The organism is Halarcobacter ebronensis (assembly GCF_013201825.1).
GTDB lineage: Bacteria > Campylobacterota > Campylobacteria > Campylobacterales > Arcobacteraceae > Halarcobacter > Halarcobacter ebronensis.
In genome coordinates this window covers 2,777,728-2,793,119 of the sequence record NZ_CP053836.1, presented here as the reverse complement: position 1 = coordinate 2,793,119, position 15,392 = coordinate 2,777,728, and the positions used below count along the sequence as shown (strand labels likewise).

At 29.8% G+C, this 15,392-nt stretch carries 13 protein-coding genes; 10 read left to right on the top strand and 3 right to left on the bottom strand.

The window, feature by feature from the left end; all coding sequences use genetic code 11:
- Positions 1-13: 13 nt before the first annotated feature.
- The 5 genes from AEBR_RS15510 to AEBR_RS13730 all read left to right on the top strand — a co-directional run bounded on the left by AEBR_RS15510 (position 14) and on the right by AEBR_RS13730 (position 6,582).
- Positions 14-511: an EamA family transporter gene (locus AEBR_RS15510; RefSeq protein ID WP_228720439.1), complete on the top strand. Its 498-nt coding sequence runs from the start codon at positions 14-16 to the stop codon at positions 509-511.
- Between the two features lie 37 nt (positions 512-548).
- Positions 549-899 carry an EamA family transporter gene (locus tag AEBR_RS15505; RefSeq protein ID WP_228720438.1) on the top strand — a complete coding sequence of 117 codons (351 nt, stop codon included), beginning with the start codon at positions 549-551 and terminating at the stop codon, positions 897-899.
- A 49-nt stretch (positions 900-948) separates the two neighbouring features.
- Complete coding sequence (locus tag AEBR_RS13740; protein WP_129087391.1) at positions 949-2,355, top strand: PepSY-associated TM helix domain-containing protein; 1,407 nt, start codon at positions 949-951, stop codon at positions 2,353-2,355.
- Between the two features lie 100 nt (positions 2,356-2,455).
- The gene (locus AEBR_RS13735; RefSeq protein ID WP_129087392.1) at positions 2,456-3,103 is read left to right on the top strand and encodes a MerR family transcriptional regulator; all 648 of its coding nucleotides are present in this window, start codon (positions 2,456-2,458) and stop codon (positions 3,101-3,103) included.
- On the top strand, positions 3,103-6,582 hold the full coding sequence (locus AEBR_RS13730; RefSeq protein ID WP_129087393.1) for an acyl-[ACP]--phospholipid O-acyltransferase: 3,480 nt from the start codon (positions 3,103-3,105) through the stop codon (positions 6,580-6,582). Before AEBR_RS13735 ends, AEBR_RS13730 begins: the two co-directional genes overlap by 1 nt.
- A 7-nt stretch (positions 6,583-6,589) precedes the next feature.
- Here the strand turns inward: AEBR_RS13730 and AEBR_RS13725 are convergent, their stop codons facing one another.
- The 3 genes from AEBR_RS13725 to AEBR_RS13715 are packed head-to-tail and all read right to left on the bottom strand — an operon-like array spanning position 6,590 to position 10,765.
- Complete coding sequence (locus tag AEBR_RS13725) at positions 6,590-9,121, bottom strand: [protein-PII] uridylyltransferase family protein (RefSeq protein ID WP_129087394.1); 2,532 nt, start codon at positions 9,119-9,121, stop codon at positions 6,590-6,592.
- On the bottom strand, positions 9,114-9,872 hold the full coding sequence (locus AEBR_RS13720) for a Fis family transcriptional regulator (RefSeq protein WP_128982063.1): 759 nt from the start codon (positions 9,870-9,872) through the stop codon (positions 9,114-9,116). The genes AEBR_RS13725 and AEBR_RS13720 overlap by 8 nt, the downstream gene beginning before the upstream one ends.
- A 32-nt stretch (positions 9,873-9,904) precedes the next feature.
- Positions 9,905-10,765, bottom strand: a complete 861-nt coding sequence (locus tag AEBR_RS13715; RefSeq protein WP_128982065.1) for a hypothetical protein — start codon at positions 10,763-10,765, stop codon at positions 9,905-9,907.
- A 284-nt stretch (positions 10,766-11,049) separates the two neighbouring features.
- Between AEBR_RS13715 and AEBR_RS13710 the strand changes: the two genes are divergently transcribed.
- From AEBR_RS13710 to pyrC, 5 genes are all read left to right on the top strand, one after another.
- Positions 11,050-12,264 carry an ammonium transporter family protein gene (locus AEBR_RS13710; RefSeq protein WP_128982067.1) on the top strand — a complete coding sequence of 405 codons (1,215 nt, stop codon included), beginning with the start codon at positions 11,050-11,052 and terminating at the stop codon, positions 12,262-12,264.
- 21 nt (positions 12,265-12,285) lie between these two features.
- Positions 12,286-12,624, top strand: a complete 339-nt coding sequence (locus AEBR_RS13705) for a P-II family nitrogen regulator (RefSeq protein WP_128982069.1) — start codon at positions 12,286-12,288, stop codon at positions 12,622-12,624.
- 138 nt (positions 12,625-12,762) lie between these two features.
- Entirely contained in the window at positions 12,763-13,950 is a 1,188-nt protein-coding gene (locus AEBR_RS13700; protein WP_129087395.1) for an ammonium transporter, read from the top strand.
- Positions 13,951-14,034: 84 nt separating this feature from the next.
- Complete coding sequence (locus tag AEBR_RS13695; RefSeq protein WP_129087396.1) at positions 14,035-14,373, top strand: P-II family nitrogen regulator; 339 nt, start codon at positions 14,035-14,037, stop codon at positions 14,371-14,373.
- Position 14,374: 1 nt separating this feature from the next.
- Positions 14,375-15,391: a dihydroorotase gene (gene pyrC / locus AEBR_RS13690; RefSeq protein ID WP_129087397.1), complete on the top strand. Its 1,017-nt coding sequence runs from the start codon at positions 14,375-14,377 to the stop codon at positions 15,389-15,391.
- Position 15,392 lies beyond the last annotated feature (1 nt).

The window sequence follows — 15,392 nt, the reverse complement described above, 5'->3', positions numbered from 1 at the left end:
TCAAGGATATATTTTGAATCAAGAACGATTAGGGCATATTTATGCAACCTTTGCATTTCTCATATGGGGAGGTTTGTCTCCTATTTATTTTAAAGAAGTTGCTTCAGTAAACTCTTTTGAAATACTGCTTTATAGAGTTGTGTTTTCAGTTTTTACACTTTTACCTCTTTTAATTTATAATAAAGAGATAAAACTTTTTTTAGGAACAATGAAAGATAAGCGAAAACTTAAATATCTGTTTGCTTCAACTTTTTTTGTTTCTCTAAATTGGCTTATATTTATTTGGGCTATTGCAAATAACAAAATACTAGAGACCTCACTTGGATACTATATTAATCCTTTGGTAAATGTATTTTTAGGTTTTGTTTTTTTTAGTGAAAGAATGACAAAAAATCAATATATAGCTATTTTTATTGCTTTTTGTGCAGTATCTTATCAACTAATAACTTTAGGGCATATTCCATATATTTCTCTCTCTTGCAATATCTTTTGGACTTTATGCTCTGCTTAGAAAAAAGATAAACGTTGGTTCGGAGGTTGGACTTTTTGTGGAAGTCTTATTATTGTTCCCTTTTGCAGTTGGATATCTTGGCTACTTGTATCTAAATGGGAATATGGCATTTGTACAAAATAGTTCAGCATATATCTCTTTTATGCTTTTTTTAGCAGGGTTTATTACAGCTGTGCCGCTACTTTTATTTAATAGTGCAGCTATTAGAATAAGGCTTGCAACTTTAGGCTTTTTTCAATATATAGCTCCAACAGCTTCATTTCTTTTGGCAGTTTTTGTTTATAATGAAGATTTTAATAGTGATAAATTTATTACTTTTATTTTAATCTGGATTTCATTATTTATTTTTTCATTTAATTCAATAAAGAAAGCACTGTTTAATAGATAATTAACACTTCTTATATAAAATCCCAAGTTATTTTTTAGTAGGGATACGCATGAAATCAAAAGAAAAAAATAAAGTAGAAAACAAAACTAATGTTTTCTATAAAGCGGTTTGGAGATGGCATTTTTATGCTGGAGTTTTTGTAGTACCATTTATGCTAATATTAGCAGTTACAGGTATTATGATGATGTATATTGGATTTTTTGATGGAAGAGATGGGGAAAATATTATTATTCGTGTTCCTGAAAATAATACAATGATAAGTTTAGAAAAACAATCACAGATTGCAAGATCTTCAATTGTTGGTTCAAATGTTGTGGAGTTAATAAAAGCTCCAAGTGAAAATAGAGTTAATGTTTTTAGATTAAAGTTAGAAAATGGTACTCAAAAAATGATTGCGGTAAACCCATATTCTGGCAAAATTATAAAAGATTGGGAAAGAAGACAAGGTTGGTATGATTTAGCTGATAATATCCATAGTGATTTATTGATAGGAAAAACTGGGGATAGAATTTTAGAGATAAGTGCAGGGTTTGGTATTATTTTAATTATTACTGGTTTATATCTATGGTGGCCAAGAGATAGGAAAATTTCAAAGGTTTTAGCTTTTGATTTTTCTTTGAAAGGTAGAGAATTTTTTAAGAATTTTCACGTTACATTAGGTGTATATGTTTCAATTTTCTTTTTTCTTTTTTTACTTTCTGGGATGTCATGGACAGGTGTATGGGGAGCAAAAATAGTTCAAGCTTGGAGTACTTTTCCTGCTCAAAAATGGGATAAGATTCCATTATCAGATAAGACTCATGCTTCTTTAAATTATGGTCCTAGTGAAGGTATGCCTTGGGCAATAGAACATACTAATTTACCAATGTCAGGCTCAAAAATGGGACTAAAAGGTACTTTAGATAATGAAAAAATTAATATAGATTCAATAGTAAACCTAGCAAATGAGATTGGTTTTAAAGAAAGATATAGAGTATCCTTTCCTAAAGGAGAAACTGGTGTATGGACTATAAACCAAGATACTATGAATAGTGATTCCAAAAATCCATTTGTTGATAAAACAGTTCATATAGATAGATATACAGGAAAAATTTTGGCAAAAGTAACATTTGATGATTATTCCCTTGCCGGTAAAGTTATGGCTGTATCTATTCCTATTCATATGGGGCTTGTAACAATTTGGAATCTTATAATAAATACTTTGATTTGTTTATCTGTAATAGCCTTAAGTATTACTGGACTTGTAATGTGGTGGAAAAGAAGACCAGCAAATGCTGGATTTAAACTAAGTGCTCCTCCTATGCCAAAAAATTTACCCCATTGGAAAAATGCTATGTTTATAATGCTTTTAGTCTCTTTATTTTTTCCACTTGTTGGAATTACTTTAATAGTTGTATTGGCTTTAGATATTTTAGTTTTTTCAAAAATAAAAGTACTTAAAAATATATTTTCATAAATAAAAAAATAAAAGTAAAGAGTTGCACTCTTGACTTTTATATAATTATTATCTATAATCTCAAAAGTAAAGAGTTTAACTCTCTACTTTAGGAGTTAAGATGAAAATTATTGATGGAAAAGATTACTATAAGATGAGTGAGCTTGTACAACTGGTTGACCTTAGCAATTATACAATCTCTTTTTATGATAAAAAAGGTTTGCTTCCAAATACAGTTAATACTTCAAAAAATATGAAGTACTATCCTCATATCACAATTACAGTTTTAAATCTAATAAAATATTTCAAAGAGAATCTAAATTTTTCAATAGATTATATAAAAGAGCTTTTTGATTACTATAGAATTAACTTTGACGATAGAGCAGAGCTTATTTTGCAATCAATCCAAATGCTCTCAAATGAGATAAAAAATCCAATTTTAAAAAAAGATTTAGACCAGGAGCTTTTAAAAGAGGCTATTAGTTTAGATTTGTTAGATGACAAAAAGATATATTTCAAAACAGAAACAGAGGTATTAAAAACCTATAGTGAGCTTAGAAAATATGATATCTCCACAAAACTTATAAGTGAATATGTAAGAACAAGCAAAAAACTTGCTCTTTTAGAAAGAGAACTAAGCACAAAAGTTTTGGAAGAGACGGGATTTTTACCTGAGATTTTAGTTTTAGATATTCTAAACTCTTTTAAGCCATATATTTTCAATAGACACACAATTATTGAGTTCAAAAAAGAGAAAAAGGGGATTTAATGTTAAAAACAAATCAGAATATTTATATTATAAAATTTGCTTTTTTAATTGTTGTTTTTTGTAATGTAGTTGTTGATGTTGCCCACAAAGTTTTACTTCAAAATATTGCATTTAAAATATTTGATGGTAGTGAACAAGTTGTTTGGATATCAATTATAAATGCCATGATAATTATCCCTTTTTTACTTCTTTTTTCTATAAGTGGATTTTTGTCTGATAGATATAATAAAAAAGATATTTTGATATATGGAGCTATCTCTTCTTTTACCTTATCAGTTTTGATGGTTTTATCTTATCTTAGTGGAAATTTTTATTTAGCAATGTTAAACCTAACACTTTTAGCTGTACAAAGTGCAATCTATTCTCCTGCTAAATTTGGAATTATTATGGATATTTGGGGGAAAGGTAATCTTGCAAAAGGGAACTCCTCTTTGCAGGCAGTTTCAATAATTGCTATTTTGTTTTCAATTGCAAGTGGCTCATATGTTTTTGAATCTTTTTATAATTCAAATGCTTTACAAACATTGCAGACAAAAGAGGAACTTCTTCTTGCAATATTGCCTCTTACATACTATATTGTTCCTGTTGCCTTTTTAGAGATGCTACTCTCTTTATTAGTTTTAAGAAGGCTTAATACAAACTATAGTTTTGATGAAAGTTTAGTTTTAGATAAAAACAAACTTCTAAGAGGAGAGCTTTTAAAGAAAAATATTAAAATGCTTTTCTCAAATAATCTTGTCTCTTTATCTGTGGTTGGTTTATCAGTCTTCTGGGGAATTTCTCAAGGTTTAATGGCTGTATTTCCCTCATATGCAAAAGAGTATTTGAATATAACAGATGTATTTGTTATAAATGGAGTTCTTGCAGCTTCTGGCATTGGTATAGCTTTAGGTTCAATAATATACTCTAAACTTTCAAGACACTATATAGAAATAGGAACAATACCCCTTGCTGCTTTGGGAATGGCATTAATGATATATTGTTCAACAATTGTAGAGAGTTCTTTAATGCTCTCTTTGACATTTTTATTTTTTGGAGTTTTTGGAGGGATGTTTGTGGTTCCTTTAAATGCTCTAATACAATTTAATGCAAAAAAGAAAACTTTAGGAACTATCTTAGCTGGTAATAATTGGTTTCACTCTTTGGCTATGTTTATTATGCTTTGCCTTACAACTGTAGTTTCATATAATAATCTAAATCCACTAAGTACAATTTATTTGATTCTTTTTATAACTATTGTTGGGATGGCTTATACTGTTTATAGTCTTCCCCAATCTATGATTTTACTTTTTGTAAAGATAATTGTTGGATTAAAGTACAAATTAGATGTTCAAGGTTTGAAAAATATCCCTTCAAATGGGGGAGCTTTACTTCTTGGAAATCATGTCTCTTGGATAGATTGGGCAGTTGTATTTATGAGCTCTCCAAGACAAATTAGATTTGTGATGCATAAACCAATTTATGAGAAGTGGTATTTAACTTGGATATTAAAACTTTTTAATGTAATTCCCATCTCAAATAGTTCAAGTAAACAGACAATAAAAACCATTGCAAAGTGTTTAGATGATGGAGATATTGTAGTTCTTTTTCCTGAAGGAAGTATTACAAGAACTGGACATCTAGGTGAGTTTAAAAGGGGCTTTGAACTTATTTTAAAACAGACAAAAGATGATATTCCTGTAATCGCTTTTTATATTAGAGGTTTGTGGGAATCTATGTTTAGTAGAGCAAATAGAAAATATAAAAGTTTAAGAAGAATAAAAAGTGTTACAGTCTCTTTTTCAAACCCAATAAAAAAAGGAGAAGCAACTGCATCAAAGGTTAAGCAAGTAGTTAAAGAACTTTCATCTAAATCATGGAGAGAACATACAAACTCACTTGGAACTATCCAAGAGGTGGTTTTTGATAGATTAAAAGAGATGAAAACCTATAAAATTTTTGCAGATACAACAGGGCTTGAGGTTAGTGCATATAAATTTTTAACAGCAATTACTCTTTTTAAAAATATACTAAAAACAAAACTTCAAGGAGAACATATAGGTTTACTGCTTCCTTCAAGTGTAGGTGGGGCTTTTATGAACTGTTCAGTTTTAATGTTAGGAAAAGTTACTATAAATCTTAATTTTACCTCTTCTATGCAAACTTTGGCAGAGTGTGTAAAAAAAGCAGAGATAAAAAGCCTGATTACCTCTAAAAAATTTGTTGAAAAACTTATTGAAAAGGGTATAAAAATTGATGAAGTCTTATCTTTGTGTGAAGTTATTTATGTTGAAGATATGAAAAAAGAGATAACAAAAACTAAAGGGATAATAACTCTTATCTCAATAGTTCTTCTTCCAAGTTTTATTTTAAAAGCAATACATTTAAAAAAAGTGAATAAAGACTCAACAGCAGTTATAATGTTTAGTAGTGGAAGTGAAGGAGTTCCAAAAGGAGTTGAGTTAACCCACAGCAATATAATAGGAAACTCAAAACAAATTGCTTCAGTTATTAATGCAAACGAGGATGATATTATTGTTGGTTCACTACCTTTGTTTCACGCTTTTGGAACTGTTGTAACAATGTTTTTACCACTTATTGAAGGAATCACATGTGTAGCTCATCCTGATCCAACAGATGGTTATGCAATTGGTAAACTTGTGGAAAAATATAAAGCAACTATTATCCTTGGAACTTCTACTTTTTTTAGACTTTATGCAAAAAATCCAAAGGTGAAAAAAGAGATGTTTTCTTCTCTAAGACTTGTTGTTGCTGGGGCTGAAAAACTTTCACAAAAAGTAAGAGAGGATTTTGAAAAAAGGTTTAATAAAAATATTTTAGAGGGTTTTGGAACAACAGAAACAACTCCTGTTGCTTGTTGCAATCTTCCAGATATTAAAACTTCAACGGGAGAGTTTCAGCTAGGAAGTAAGCTTGGAACAGTTGGTATGCCAATTCCTGGAACAAAGATTAAAATAGTAGATCCAAGCACTTTTAATGAACTTAAAGTTGGAGAAGAGGGGATGATATTAATCTCTGGAGTTCAAGTTATGAAAGGCTACTTAAAAGATGAAAAAAGGACAAAAGAGGCAATAATTGAAAAAAATGGTGAGAAGTATTATATAACAGGAGATAAAGGAAGATTAGACAGTGATGGTTTTTTAACTATTGTTGATAGATACTCAAGATTTGCAAAACTTGGTGGAGAGATGGTAAGTTTAGGATTAGTTGAAGAGAAGATTAAAGCTTTAATTACTAATGATGAAATTGATGTTGTTGTTACTGCTATAAATGATGAAAAAAAAGGTGAAAAAATTGTTGCACTGCTTTCTCATATAAGTAGTGATGAGCTTGAAATACTAAAAAATGAAGTAAAAGAGAGTTTTGATAATAATTTAATGCTGCCTTCAGAGTATAAAATAGTAGAAGAAGTACCAAAACTAGGAAGTGGTAAAACAGATTTTGGTATGGCAAAAAAAGTTGCAATGCAGCTTATGTAGATGAGGTTTAACCTTCATCTACACACAAGTCATTTATAATCTCCTCTTGTTTTGCACAGAAGTTTCCATTTTTTTCAATCAAAAAGAGGTCGTGAGCTTTATTTTTTATTGAGCTTAGTTTTGCAGTCTCAATCTCAACTTCATAATCATCAAAAATCTTAGCAATGAAAGCCAAAAGTCCCTTTTGGTCTTTTGCAACAACCTGCATAGAGGCTAGATAAGTAGTGTGGTTACAATCTATTGTAATACCTTCTCTATTTATTATAGGAGTTAGAAGTTTGGTTTTTTTCTCCATATCAAAAGAGCTCTCTATAATTTGTGAAATATGAGGCAAATCTTCATCATCAACCTTTTCAGAGAAGTTGATTTCAAAGAATTTTTTTTCATCATAGAGTTTAAAGATGTTCATTGTTGAGATATTTAAAAACTCCATTTTCCCTAATAAATATCCCAAGTTTAAAGGTACTTTTCTAATGATTCTAATTATTAGGTTATTATCATTTATTATCTCATAATCAAAAGTAGTTACATCTTGTGCTTTTACTGCAATATTTACAATCTCATTTGCTTTTAGTTTCAAGAACATATGATTTGAAGCAATATAGAAGATTTTTTTCTTCATTATATTTGATAACTCTTTATACTCAGGAAGTGTTTTAATTCTCTCTTGTTTTGCATTTCTTCTTGCATTTTCATTTAATAAAGAGACATTATCAAAAGCTGGTAGTGATTGCAAATATAGTTGTTTTAAAAGTGAAGCATTTGAGCTGTTATATACAGTCTCTCCAACAGCAGAAATATCAGCATAGGTTACTACAAATAGCATAGTTAAAGCTAATTTTGATTTTAAAAGTGCTGTAAAAGAGAGGATAACTTTTTCAGAATAGATATCTTCACTTGTTGCAACTTTACTCATCATATTATGGTATCTAACAAGTAAAGCTCCCAATTGAATCTGCTCAGGTTCAAAATCAAATGCGGTTGTCATACTTTTAAATAATTTTTCACCAGAAATATGGTGATCAATTACTCTACCTTTTCCAACATCATGGAAAAGTGTTACAAGTCTCACTAATGCTTTTTCTTTTTCATCTAAACTATCATATAACTCTTGTACATAAGGATCGCTAATCTCCTCAAGTTTTTTTAAAGCTTTAATTGAATGGATATCAACAGGGTGTTGATGATATCCATCAAATTGAGGTTGATTTACTATTTTTTTAGTAATTGGAAGAACAGCTTGGAACAATCTTCCATTATATAAAAGTTTAATAAGTGGATATAAATTTGGCTTATAAAGCAGAGTTTTTATAACTTTTTTAAGCTCTTTTGTCTGTTTGTTAGGAAGTATTGTTTTACTTGCATAATAGACATAAGATCTATCAAAATATTTTACACTATCAGGTAGTTCAATAAGCTCTTTTAGGAAATCAATTAGTGTTTTAGGTTTTGCATTAAATGAGGTATATAGTTTATTATCAATAATATATAAATCTTTTTTATATCTGTACTCTTTTAAATTAAGAAGGGAAGTTTTATCAAAAATAACTCTTCTAGTAAATTTTTTTACCATAACTGAAGAGAAAAAGTGAACCCTATGCAAAGACTCTAAGATTTTTGTCATGCATAATCTCTCTTTAGTCATTCTTGGAGTGCCTTCAAATCCCAGCTTAGAGCTTAGTTCAGGCAATAAATCAAAGTTTACTACATCAAGTTTCTTTTTTGCAACACTGTGTAATACACTTCTTACTTGAAAAATAAACTCTAAAGAGGCTCTATATTTTTTATACTCTTCTTCATCAAACTCTTTATCTATTAATTGTCTAGTTGAAGTTACACCAAAAATCACTGTAGCCATCCAAAAAACCATATTGGCTTCTCTCATTCCTCCATAACCATCTTTGATATTTGGTTCCATTTTTAGGGGATATTTTAGAAGTCTTTGTTTATGCTCTTCAAGTTTTTCTAATACAAACTCTTTTCTTCCAGTTTTTCTTATTTTTCTTAATACATTTTCATATGAGTACCAAAGATGTTTTGAGCCATATATCATTCTTGATTCTATAATTGAGGTTTTAATAGTAATATCCTCTTTTACAGCCTCTTCTATCTCTTTTATCTCATGAACTCTTGAGCCTAGTTTTAATCCACAATCCCAAGCTAAAGTTACAAGCTCTTCCATTATTGGTCTTAAGTTATAACCTTTTATATCTTGATATAAAATCATTAAATCTACATCAGAGTGAACGCAAAGTTGTTCTCTTCCATAACTTCCTAAAGCTATTAGAGTTACAGGCAGAGAGCTACTCATTGGTTGATAGTCTCCAAAATATTTTCTTAGCATATATTTATAAAGTTGTATTAAAAATTTATCAGTATGTTTTGTATGTCTTACAAAAAAATCTTTTCCCAAAGATTCTATTGCAGTATCAATTGAGGCTACATAATTCTTGTAGTAGGTTCTAAAAACCTTTGATATCTCAAAATCTTTTGCATTTTGAGAGATTAACTCCTCAATTTGAATATTCAGTTCAGTCATTCAAGTATTCCTTATGAATATCCAGTTTTTTTCGAAGAGTAATTCTATTTAGTCCTAAATGTTTTGCCATTTGAACTTGTGATTTGTATTTTTTTGTAGCTGCTTTTAACATAGGTACTTCAAGCAGATATAAAAAGTCTTTATATGAGTTGTCACCCTTCATGTTAGAGTACATATAGTTTTCCATAAACATAAGAATTTCATCTTCACCAATTGTCTCAAAAAGGTATGAAAAATATATTGATTTTCTAAGGCTGTGTGCATTGTTTGAAATATTTATCATAAGTTTTGAAGGTATAATTTGGTCTAAATCCAAAGTTACACTAGCCTCTTTAGAAAACTTTTGTGTTAGAGCTTTTACATCCTCTTCTCTGTCCCTTAATGGTGGAAGCTCAATTGTAATTGAAAAAAGTTCAGCTAATCTATTGTTTAGCTCCTCTTTTAGTGTTGTTGCAATAACTCTAATGCCATTACTATTAATCCAATTTATAAAAAGATCAACATTTGTAATATTCTCGATTTTATCAATAATTACTGAACAATTTTGTAGATTTATTATATTGTCACTAATATCTTGTTGTAGATTTTTTGCTTTAAATATTGGAGCTTTGGGGACAATATATTGTGATAAAGATTTTTTACCAACTCCTGGCTCCCCTGAAATCAGTGCATTAACTTCAACACTTTGTAATAGATGTGCAGAGTTTAAAATCTCCTTCGAGTTTTTAGATATTGCTATGTAGTTTTCCATTTCTTACCTTCTTCGTTAATTATATTAAAAATTTATTTTTTTCTAGTTAAATATATAAAAATAGACAGTGCAATTAAGATAAAAGAGATACCTGTTATTAAATATAGTGCGTTTATCATCTTATCATAATCATTTATTGCTATTTTAAATACTACCATAAGCCCTTCAATAGAGAGAGCTATAATAATTGAGATTAAAAATTTTGTAATCATTTTTGTCTCAACTTTAGAGTTTTTTGAGTAACTTTTAAAATATACTTCTTGCTCTAAAATAGTTTTTCCTAAATCAAAAATTGCAACGCCTAGGGTTAAAGCAATAATAGGTTTAAAAATTGTATCTAAATCAAATATTCCTTTAACAGCAAAAGAGTGAATAAAATCATAAATAGAGTAAAAAACAATAAATAGTGCTAAAAGAAACATTGAATAACCAGCAATGGTATAAAATGTTTTAGTCATTGTGTGAAAAGGTTTGTTTAATTCGATTAAATTCATCCTCTCCAAAAGAGACTCTATTTTAAAATCAAAAAATATTATATAGTTTCCTTCACTTACAGAAACAGTTACACAACTACTTTTTGTTGCAGAACTTACATAAGGTGTGCTAAAAGCAGTTAATGAGTTCTCTTTAAAATGTAGTTTAGAAAGAAGATAATCCCTTGATATATTTTGGGCATTTGTATCTGTACTATTTCTATAAAAGTTGGGAGAGATTTGAATTTTAGTATCTTTGTTTATTATATATACTAATTCCAACGATGGGAAAATTGAGAATATCTCTTTAAACTTATTCTCTCTTAATCTCTTAAGCTCCCCAAGTTTTAGTAAACTCTCTTGTAAAAAATCTTCGATTTTATCTTGATTTTGGAAATATACTTCCAAATACTCTTTCATAAATCACCCCTTATTAAGTCAATTATTATAACATACTGTATATAAAATATATGTATATAATTTAAACAATTATCTAAAAAATAAAAAAGGATATACTAAATTCGAATTTATATTGATTAATATACAAAAATGTAACATTTATGTATTTCCCATAAAATGGGAATTTATATCCACTTGGTAGATATAATTAATAGTTTATTGTATAATTATTATACATATAAAGTTGAAAAAAAATTTATTTATCTGATAGAATTTCATCATACTTTATTTCAGAAAGGAAAAAAATGGAAAATTTTGCTGATGTAAAATATGTTCTAGATGGGTTTCTATTTATAATAATGGGTGCCCTTGTAATGTGGATGGCTGCAGGTTTTGCAATGCTAGAGGCTGGTCTTACAAGATCGAAAAATAATGCGACTGTACTAACAAAAAATATTGCATTATTTGCAATCTCTTGTATTATGTACTACTTTATAGGTTATAACCTAATGTATGGTGAAGGTTCATCTTTTATGGGAAGTTTCTCAACAATTAGCATGGAAACTGCTGCTGATGCATCTTATCCAGCTGCAGCTGATTTCTTTTTCCAAGTTGTATTTGTTGCAACTTCTGCATCTGTTATTTCAGGTTCAATTGCAGAGAGAATGAAATTATGGCCATTCTTAATCTTTATTGTAATCCTAAGTGGTATTATCTATCCAATTCAAGGACATTGGTCTTGGGGAGGAAGTGAACTTGGTGGTTTAATGGCTGGTTTCTCTGATTTTGCTGGTTCTACAATTGTTCACTCTGTTGGTGGATGGGCTGCATTAGCTGGTGTTCTTATCCTTGGAGCTAGAAAAGGTAAATATACAAAAGATGGTAAAGTTAAACCAATCCCTGGTTCAAACTTAACACTTGCTACACTTGGTACATTTATTCTATGGTTAGGTTGGTTTGGATTCAATGGTGGTTCTCAATTAGCATTAGGTTCAAAAGCAGATATCGATGGAATTGCATTAGTTGTTGCTGATACAAACATGGCTGCTTGCGCAGGTGCTGTAATGGCTGCACTTTTAACTCAACTTCTATACAAAAAAGTTGATTTAACTATGGTATTAAATGGTGCTTTAGCAGGACTTGTTTCTTGTACTGCGGGACCAGATTTAGGTATGTTAGTTGCATTTATTGAAGGTTTAGTTGGTGGTGTAATTGTTGTATTTGCTGTTCCTTTCTTTGATAAATTAAGAATTGATGATCCAGTTGGTGCTCTATCTGTTCACTTAGTTGCAGGTATCTGGGGTACATTAGCAGTTGGTATCTTCAATCCAGAAATTACAATATTAGCTCAAATTAAAGGTATAGTTATAGTTGGTATCTTTGTATTTGTTTCATCAATCATTCTTTGGAAAATACTTGATGTAATTATGGGATTAAGAGTAGATGAAGAAACTGAGATTAACGGACTTGATATCCATGAAACTGGATTAGAGTGTTATCCAGAGTTCAAAAAAGCTTAATAGATAGGTAGGATTATTATTATGAAAAAAATAGAAGCAATTATCAAACCTTTTAAACTTGAGGATGTAAAAGAAGCATTAGTTGAAAATGGAATCGCTGGTATGACTGTATCTGATGTAAAAGGATATGGAAGACAACAAGGTCACTCTGAGTTATACAGAGGGGCTGAGTATGTAGTAGATTTCTTAGCAAAAATTAAAATTGAAGTTATCGTTAATGATGAAGATGTAGATTCAACAATCAATGTAATTGTTGAAGCTGCAAAAACTGGTAAAATCGGTGATGGTAAAATTTTCGTTACGACTGTAGATGAAGTTGTTAGAATCAGAACTGAACAAAGAGGTTCAGAAGCTGTATAAGTTTTTTAGAAGAGTAAGAATTTTTCTTCACTCTTCTATTAAATATATATATGTATATTAAATATACATAATACTACTTTTTAAATCTTTTTAAAAACTATATAATGCTTGCTATTTACAAAAAGCAAGGATTAGAATATGGACTTACAATCAATAAATTATGTTATTGATACTTTTTTTGCAATATTTACAATGACACTTATAATCTTCATGGTACCTGGTTTTGCCATGCTTGAAGCAGGACTTGTTAGAACAAAAAATGTTTCGGCTGTGTTAATGGTAAATACTATGATATATGCGATTGCTTCTATGGCGTTTTTACTTTTTGGTTACTCTCTTGCCTTTGGAGATTTTGGAAGTGATTCAATGAGTAAATGGGCAGCATTTTTATTTCAAATGGCATTTGTTGGTAAAGCTATAAATATAATGTCAGGAGGGGTAAGTGAAAGAGCAAAAGTAATACCTCTTGCAATATTTACAGTTATTATGGGAGCAGTAATTTACCCAATTATAGTAAACTGGTCTTGGGGAAGTAATATGCTTGAAGGTACATTTTTAGAACTTTCAATGTATGATTTAGCTGGTTCAACAGTTATTCACAGTACAGGCGGATGGGCACTCCTTGCAGCTATAATAATAATTGGAGCTAGACGTGGAAGATATAGTGAAGAGGGAGTAATTAGAGTTATTCCAGCTTCAAATATTCCTTTAGTAACTCTTGGAGCATTTTTACTTTGGATTGGATGGTTTGGATTTAATGGTGGAAGTGTTGGTTCAATCTCATCAAAAGAGAGTGCAGATGCCGTAGCTTTAACAATTATGAATACAAATACAGCAGGACTTGCTGGTTCAATTATTGTTGGTATAATTATGTATTTTCAATATAAAAAACTTGATATTACTATGATTTTAAATGGTGCTTTAGGTGGTCTTGTTGCCATAACTGCTGGTCCTAATCTATACAATATCTATACTCCTATTTTAGTTGGGGCAATTGGTGGTGTAATTGTCGTAATTGGCGTTAGTTTTTTTGATAAATTAAAACTTGATGATCCTGTTGGAGCACTTTCAGTTCACTTATTAAATGGAATTTGGGGAACATTAGCTGTTGGAATTTTTGCAAATAATGGAGATGATATTACATTTTTAGGACAATTAAAAGGTGTAGTTGTTGTTGGTCTATTTGCTTTTGTTGTATCTTTTATTGTTCTTTTTGTAATTAATAAAATTGTTCCATTAAGAGCGGATAGAGATGAAGAGATGCAAGGATTAGATGTAGATGAGTGTGGATTAGAAGCATATCCAGAGTTCAAAAGAGCATTTTAAGATAAATTAATTCATATTAATAATTTATGAAATGATAGTTTAAAATTATTTAGTTAAAATATTATAATTAAAAAAAGGATTGTTATGAAAAAGATTGAAGCAGTAATTAAACCATTCAAATTAGATGATGTAAAAGAGGCTTTAACTCAAGCAGGAATTACAGGTATGACTGTTAGTGATGTAAAAGGTTATGGAAGACAACAAGGACACTCTGAACTATATAGAGGTGCTGAGTATGTTGTTGACTTTTTACCAAAAATTAAAGTTGAATTAGTAGTTGCTGATTCAGATGTTGACTCAACAATTGATATTATAATCAATGCTGCAAAAACTGGAAAAATTGGAGATGGTAAAATATTTGTATCTCCTATTGAAAAAACAGTAAGAATAAGAACAGGGGAAGAAGACGAGGACGCAATCTAGTATGCAAGAGTTTTTAATAGACTCAGCTTTGGATATGCACCTTCATTTACGTGATGGTGATATGCTAAAGTTAGTAGGTCCTTTGACTTCAAAAACATTTTCAGCAGCTCTTGTTATGCCAAATTTAGTTCCTCCTGTTACAACAAAAGAGGCACTTTTAGCTTATAAAGAGAGAATTTTAGAAGCTTGCAAAGAAGATGAGTTTGATCCCAAAATGACACTATTTTTTAAAAATGATTATTCATATGAGTTTTTAAAAGATGTAAAAGATGAAATAATTGCAATAAAACTCTATCCAGCTGGAATCACAACAAACTCTGAAACAGGTGTTGCTTCTATGGATGTTGAAGTATTAAGACCAACTTTGGAGTCGATGAGTAAACTAGGAATCCCTCTTTGTATCCATGGAGAAACAAATGGTTTTGTTATGGACAGAGAAAAAGAGTTTATGCCAATTTATGAATCAATTGCTTCTTCTTTCCCAGATTTAAAAGTTATTATGGAACATATAACTACAAAAGATGCAGTTGAGATGTTAGATAAATATGATAATCTTTATGCAACAGTTACCCTTCATCACCTATTAATTACTTTAGATGATGTGGCAGGGGGAATGTTAAATCCACATCTATTTTGTAAACCAATTGCAAAAAGACCAGAAGATAGAAGTGCCTTATTAAAGGCTGCTTTAAGTGGTCATTCAAAACTTATGTTTGGAAGTGATTCTGCACCACACCCTAAACATAAAAAAGAGTGTTGTGGTTGTGCTGCTGGTGTATTTACTTCACCAATTGCTTTACAGGTTCTAGTTGAGTTATTTGAAAAAAATAAAAAATTAGAAAATCTAAATAGTTTTGTAAGTTTAAATGCACAAAAAATTTATAATTACAAACCTAAAGAGAAAAAAATAAAACTTATAAAAAAAGAGTTTATAGTTCCAGCAGAGTATAGTTATGAAAATGAAAAAGTAGTACCTATGTTTGCAGGTGAAAGTTTAGCTTGGAGTATAGAAGGGTAAT

Coding starts and splice junctions, on each gene's coding strand:
- AEBR_RS13740 (WP_129087391.1), top strand. CDS start 949: ATGAAATCAAAAGAAAAAAATAAAGTAGAAAACAAAACTAATGTTTTC.
- AEBR_RS13735 (WP_129087392.1), top strand. CDS start 2,456: ATGAAAATTATTGATGGAAAAGATTACTATAAGATGAGTGAGCTTGTA.
- AEBR_RS13730 (WP_129087393.1), top strand. CDS start 3,103: ATGTTAAAAACAAATCAGAATATTTATATTATAAAATTTGCTTTTTTA.
- AEBR_RS13725 (WP_129087394.1), bottom strand. CDS start 9,121: ATGACTGAACTGAATATTCAAATTGAGGAGTTAATCTCTCAAAATGCA.
- AEBR_RS13720 (WP_128982063.1), bottom strand. CDS start 9,872: ATGGAAAACTACATAGCAATATCTAAAAACTCGAAGGAGATTTTAAAC.
- AEBR_RS13715 (WP_128982065.1), bottom strand. CDS start 10,765: ATGAAAGAGTATTTGGAAGTATATTTCCAAAATCAAGATAAAATCGAA.
- AEBR_RS13710 (WP_128982067.1), top strand. CDS start 11,050: ATGGAAAATTTTGCTGATGTAAAATATGTTCTAGATGGGTTTCTATTT.
- AEBR_RS13705 (WP_128982069.1), top strand. CDS start 12,286: ATGAAAAAAATAGAAGCAATTATCAAACCTTTTAAACTTGAGGATGTA.
- AEBR_RS13700 (WP_129087395.1), top strand. CDS start 12,763: ATGGACTTACAATCAATAAATTATGTTATTGATACTTTTTTTGCAATA.
- AEBR_RS13695 (WP_129087396.1), top strand. CDS start 14,035: ATGAAAAAGATTGAAGCAGTAATTAAACCATTCAAATTAGATGATGTA.
- pyrC (WP_129087397.1), top strand. CDS start 14,375: ATGCAAGAGTTTTTAATAGACTCAGCTTTGGATATGCACCTTCATTTA.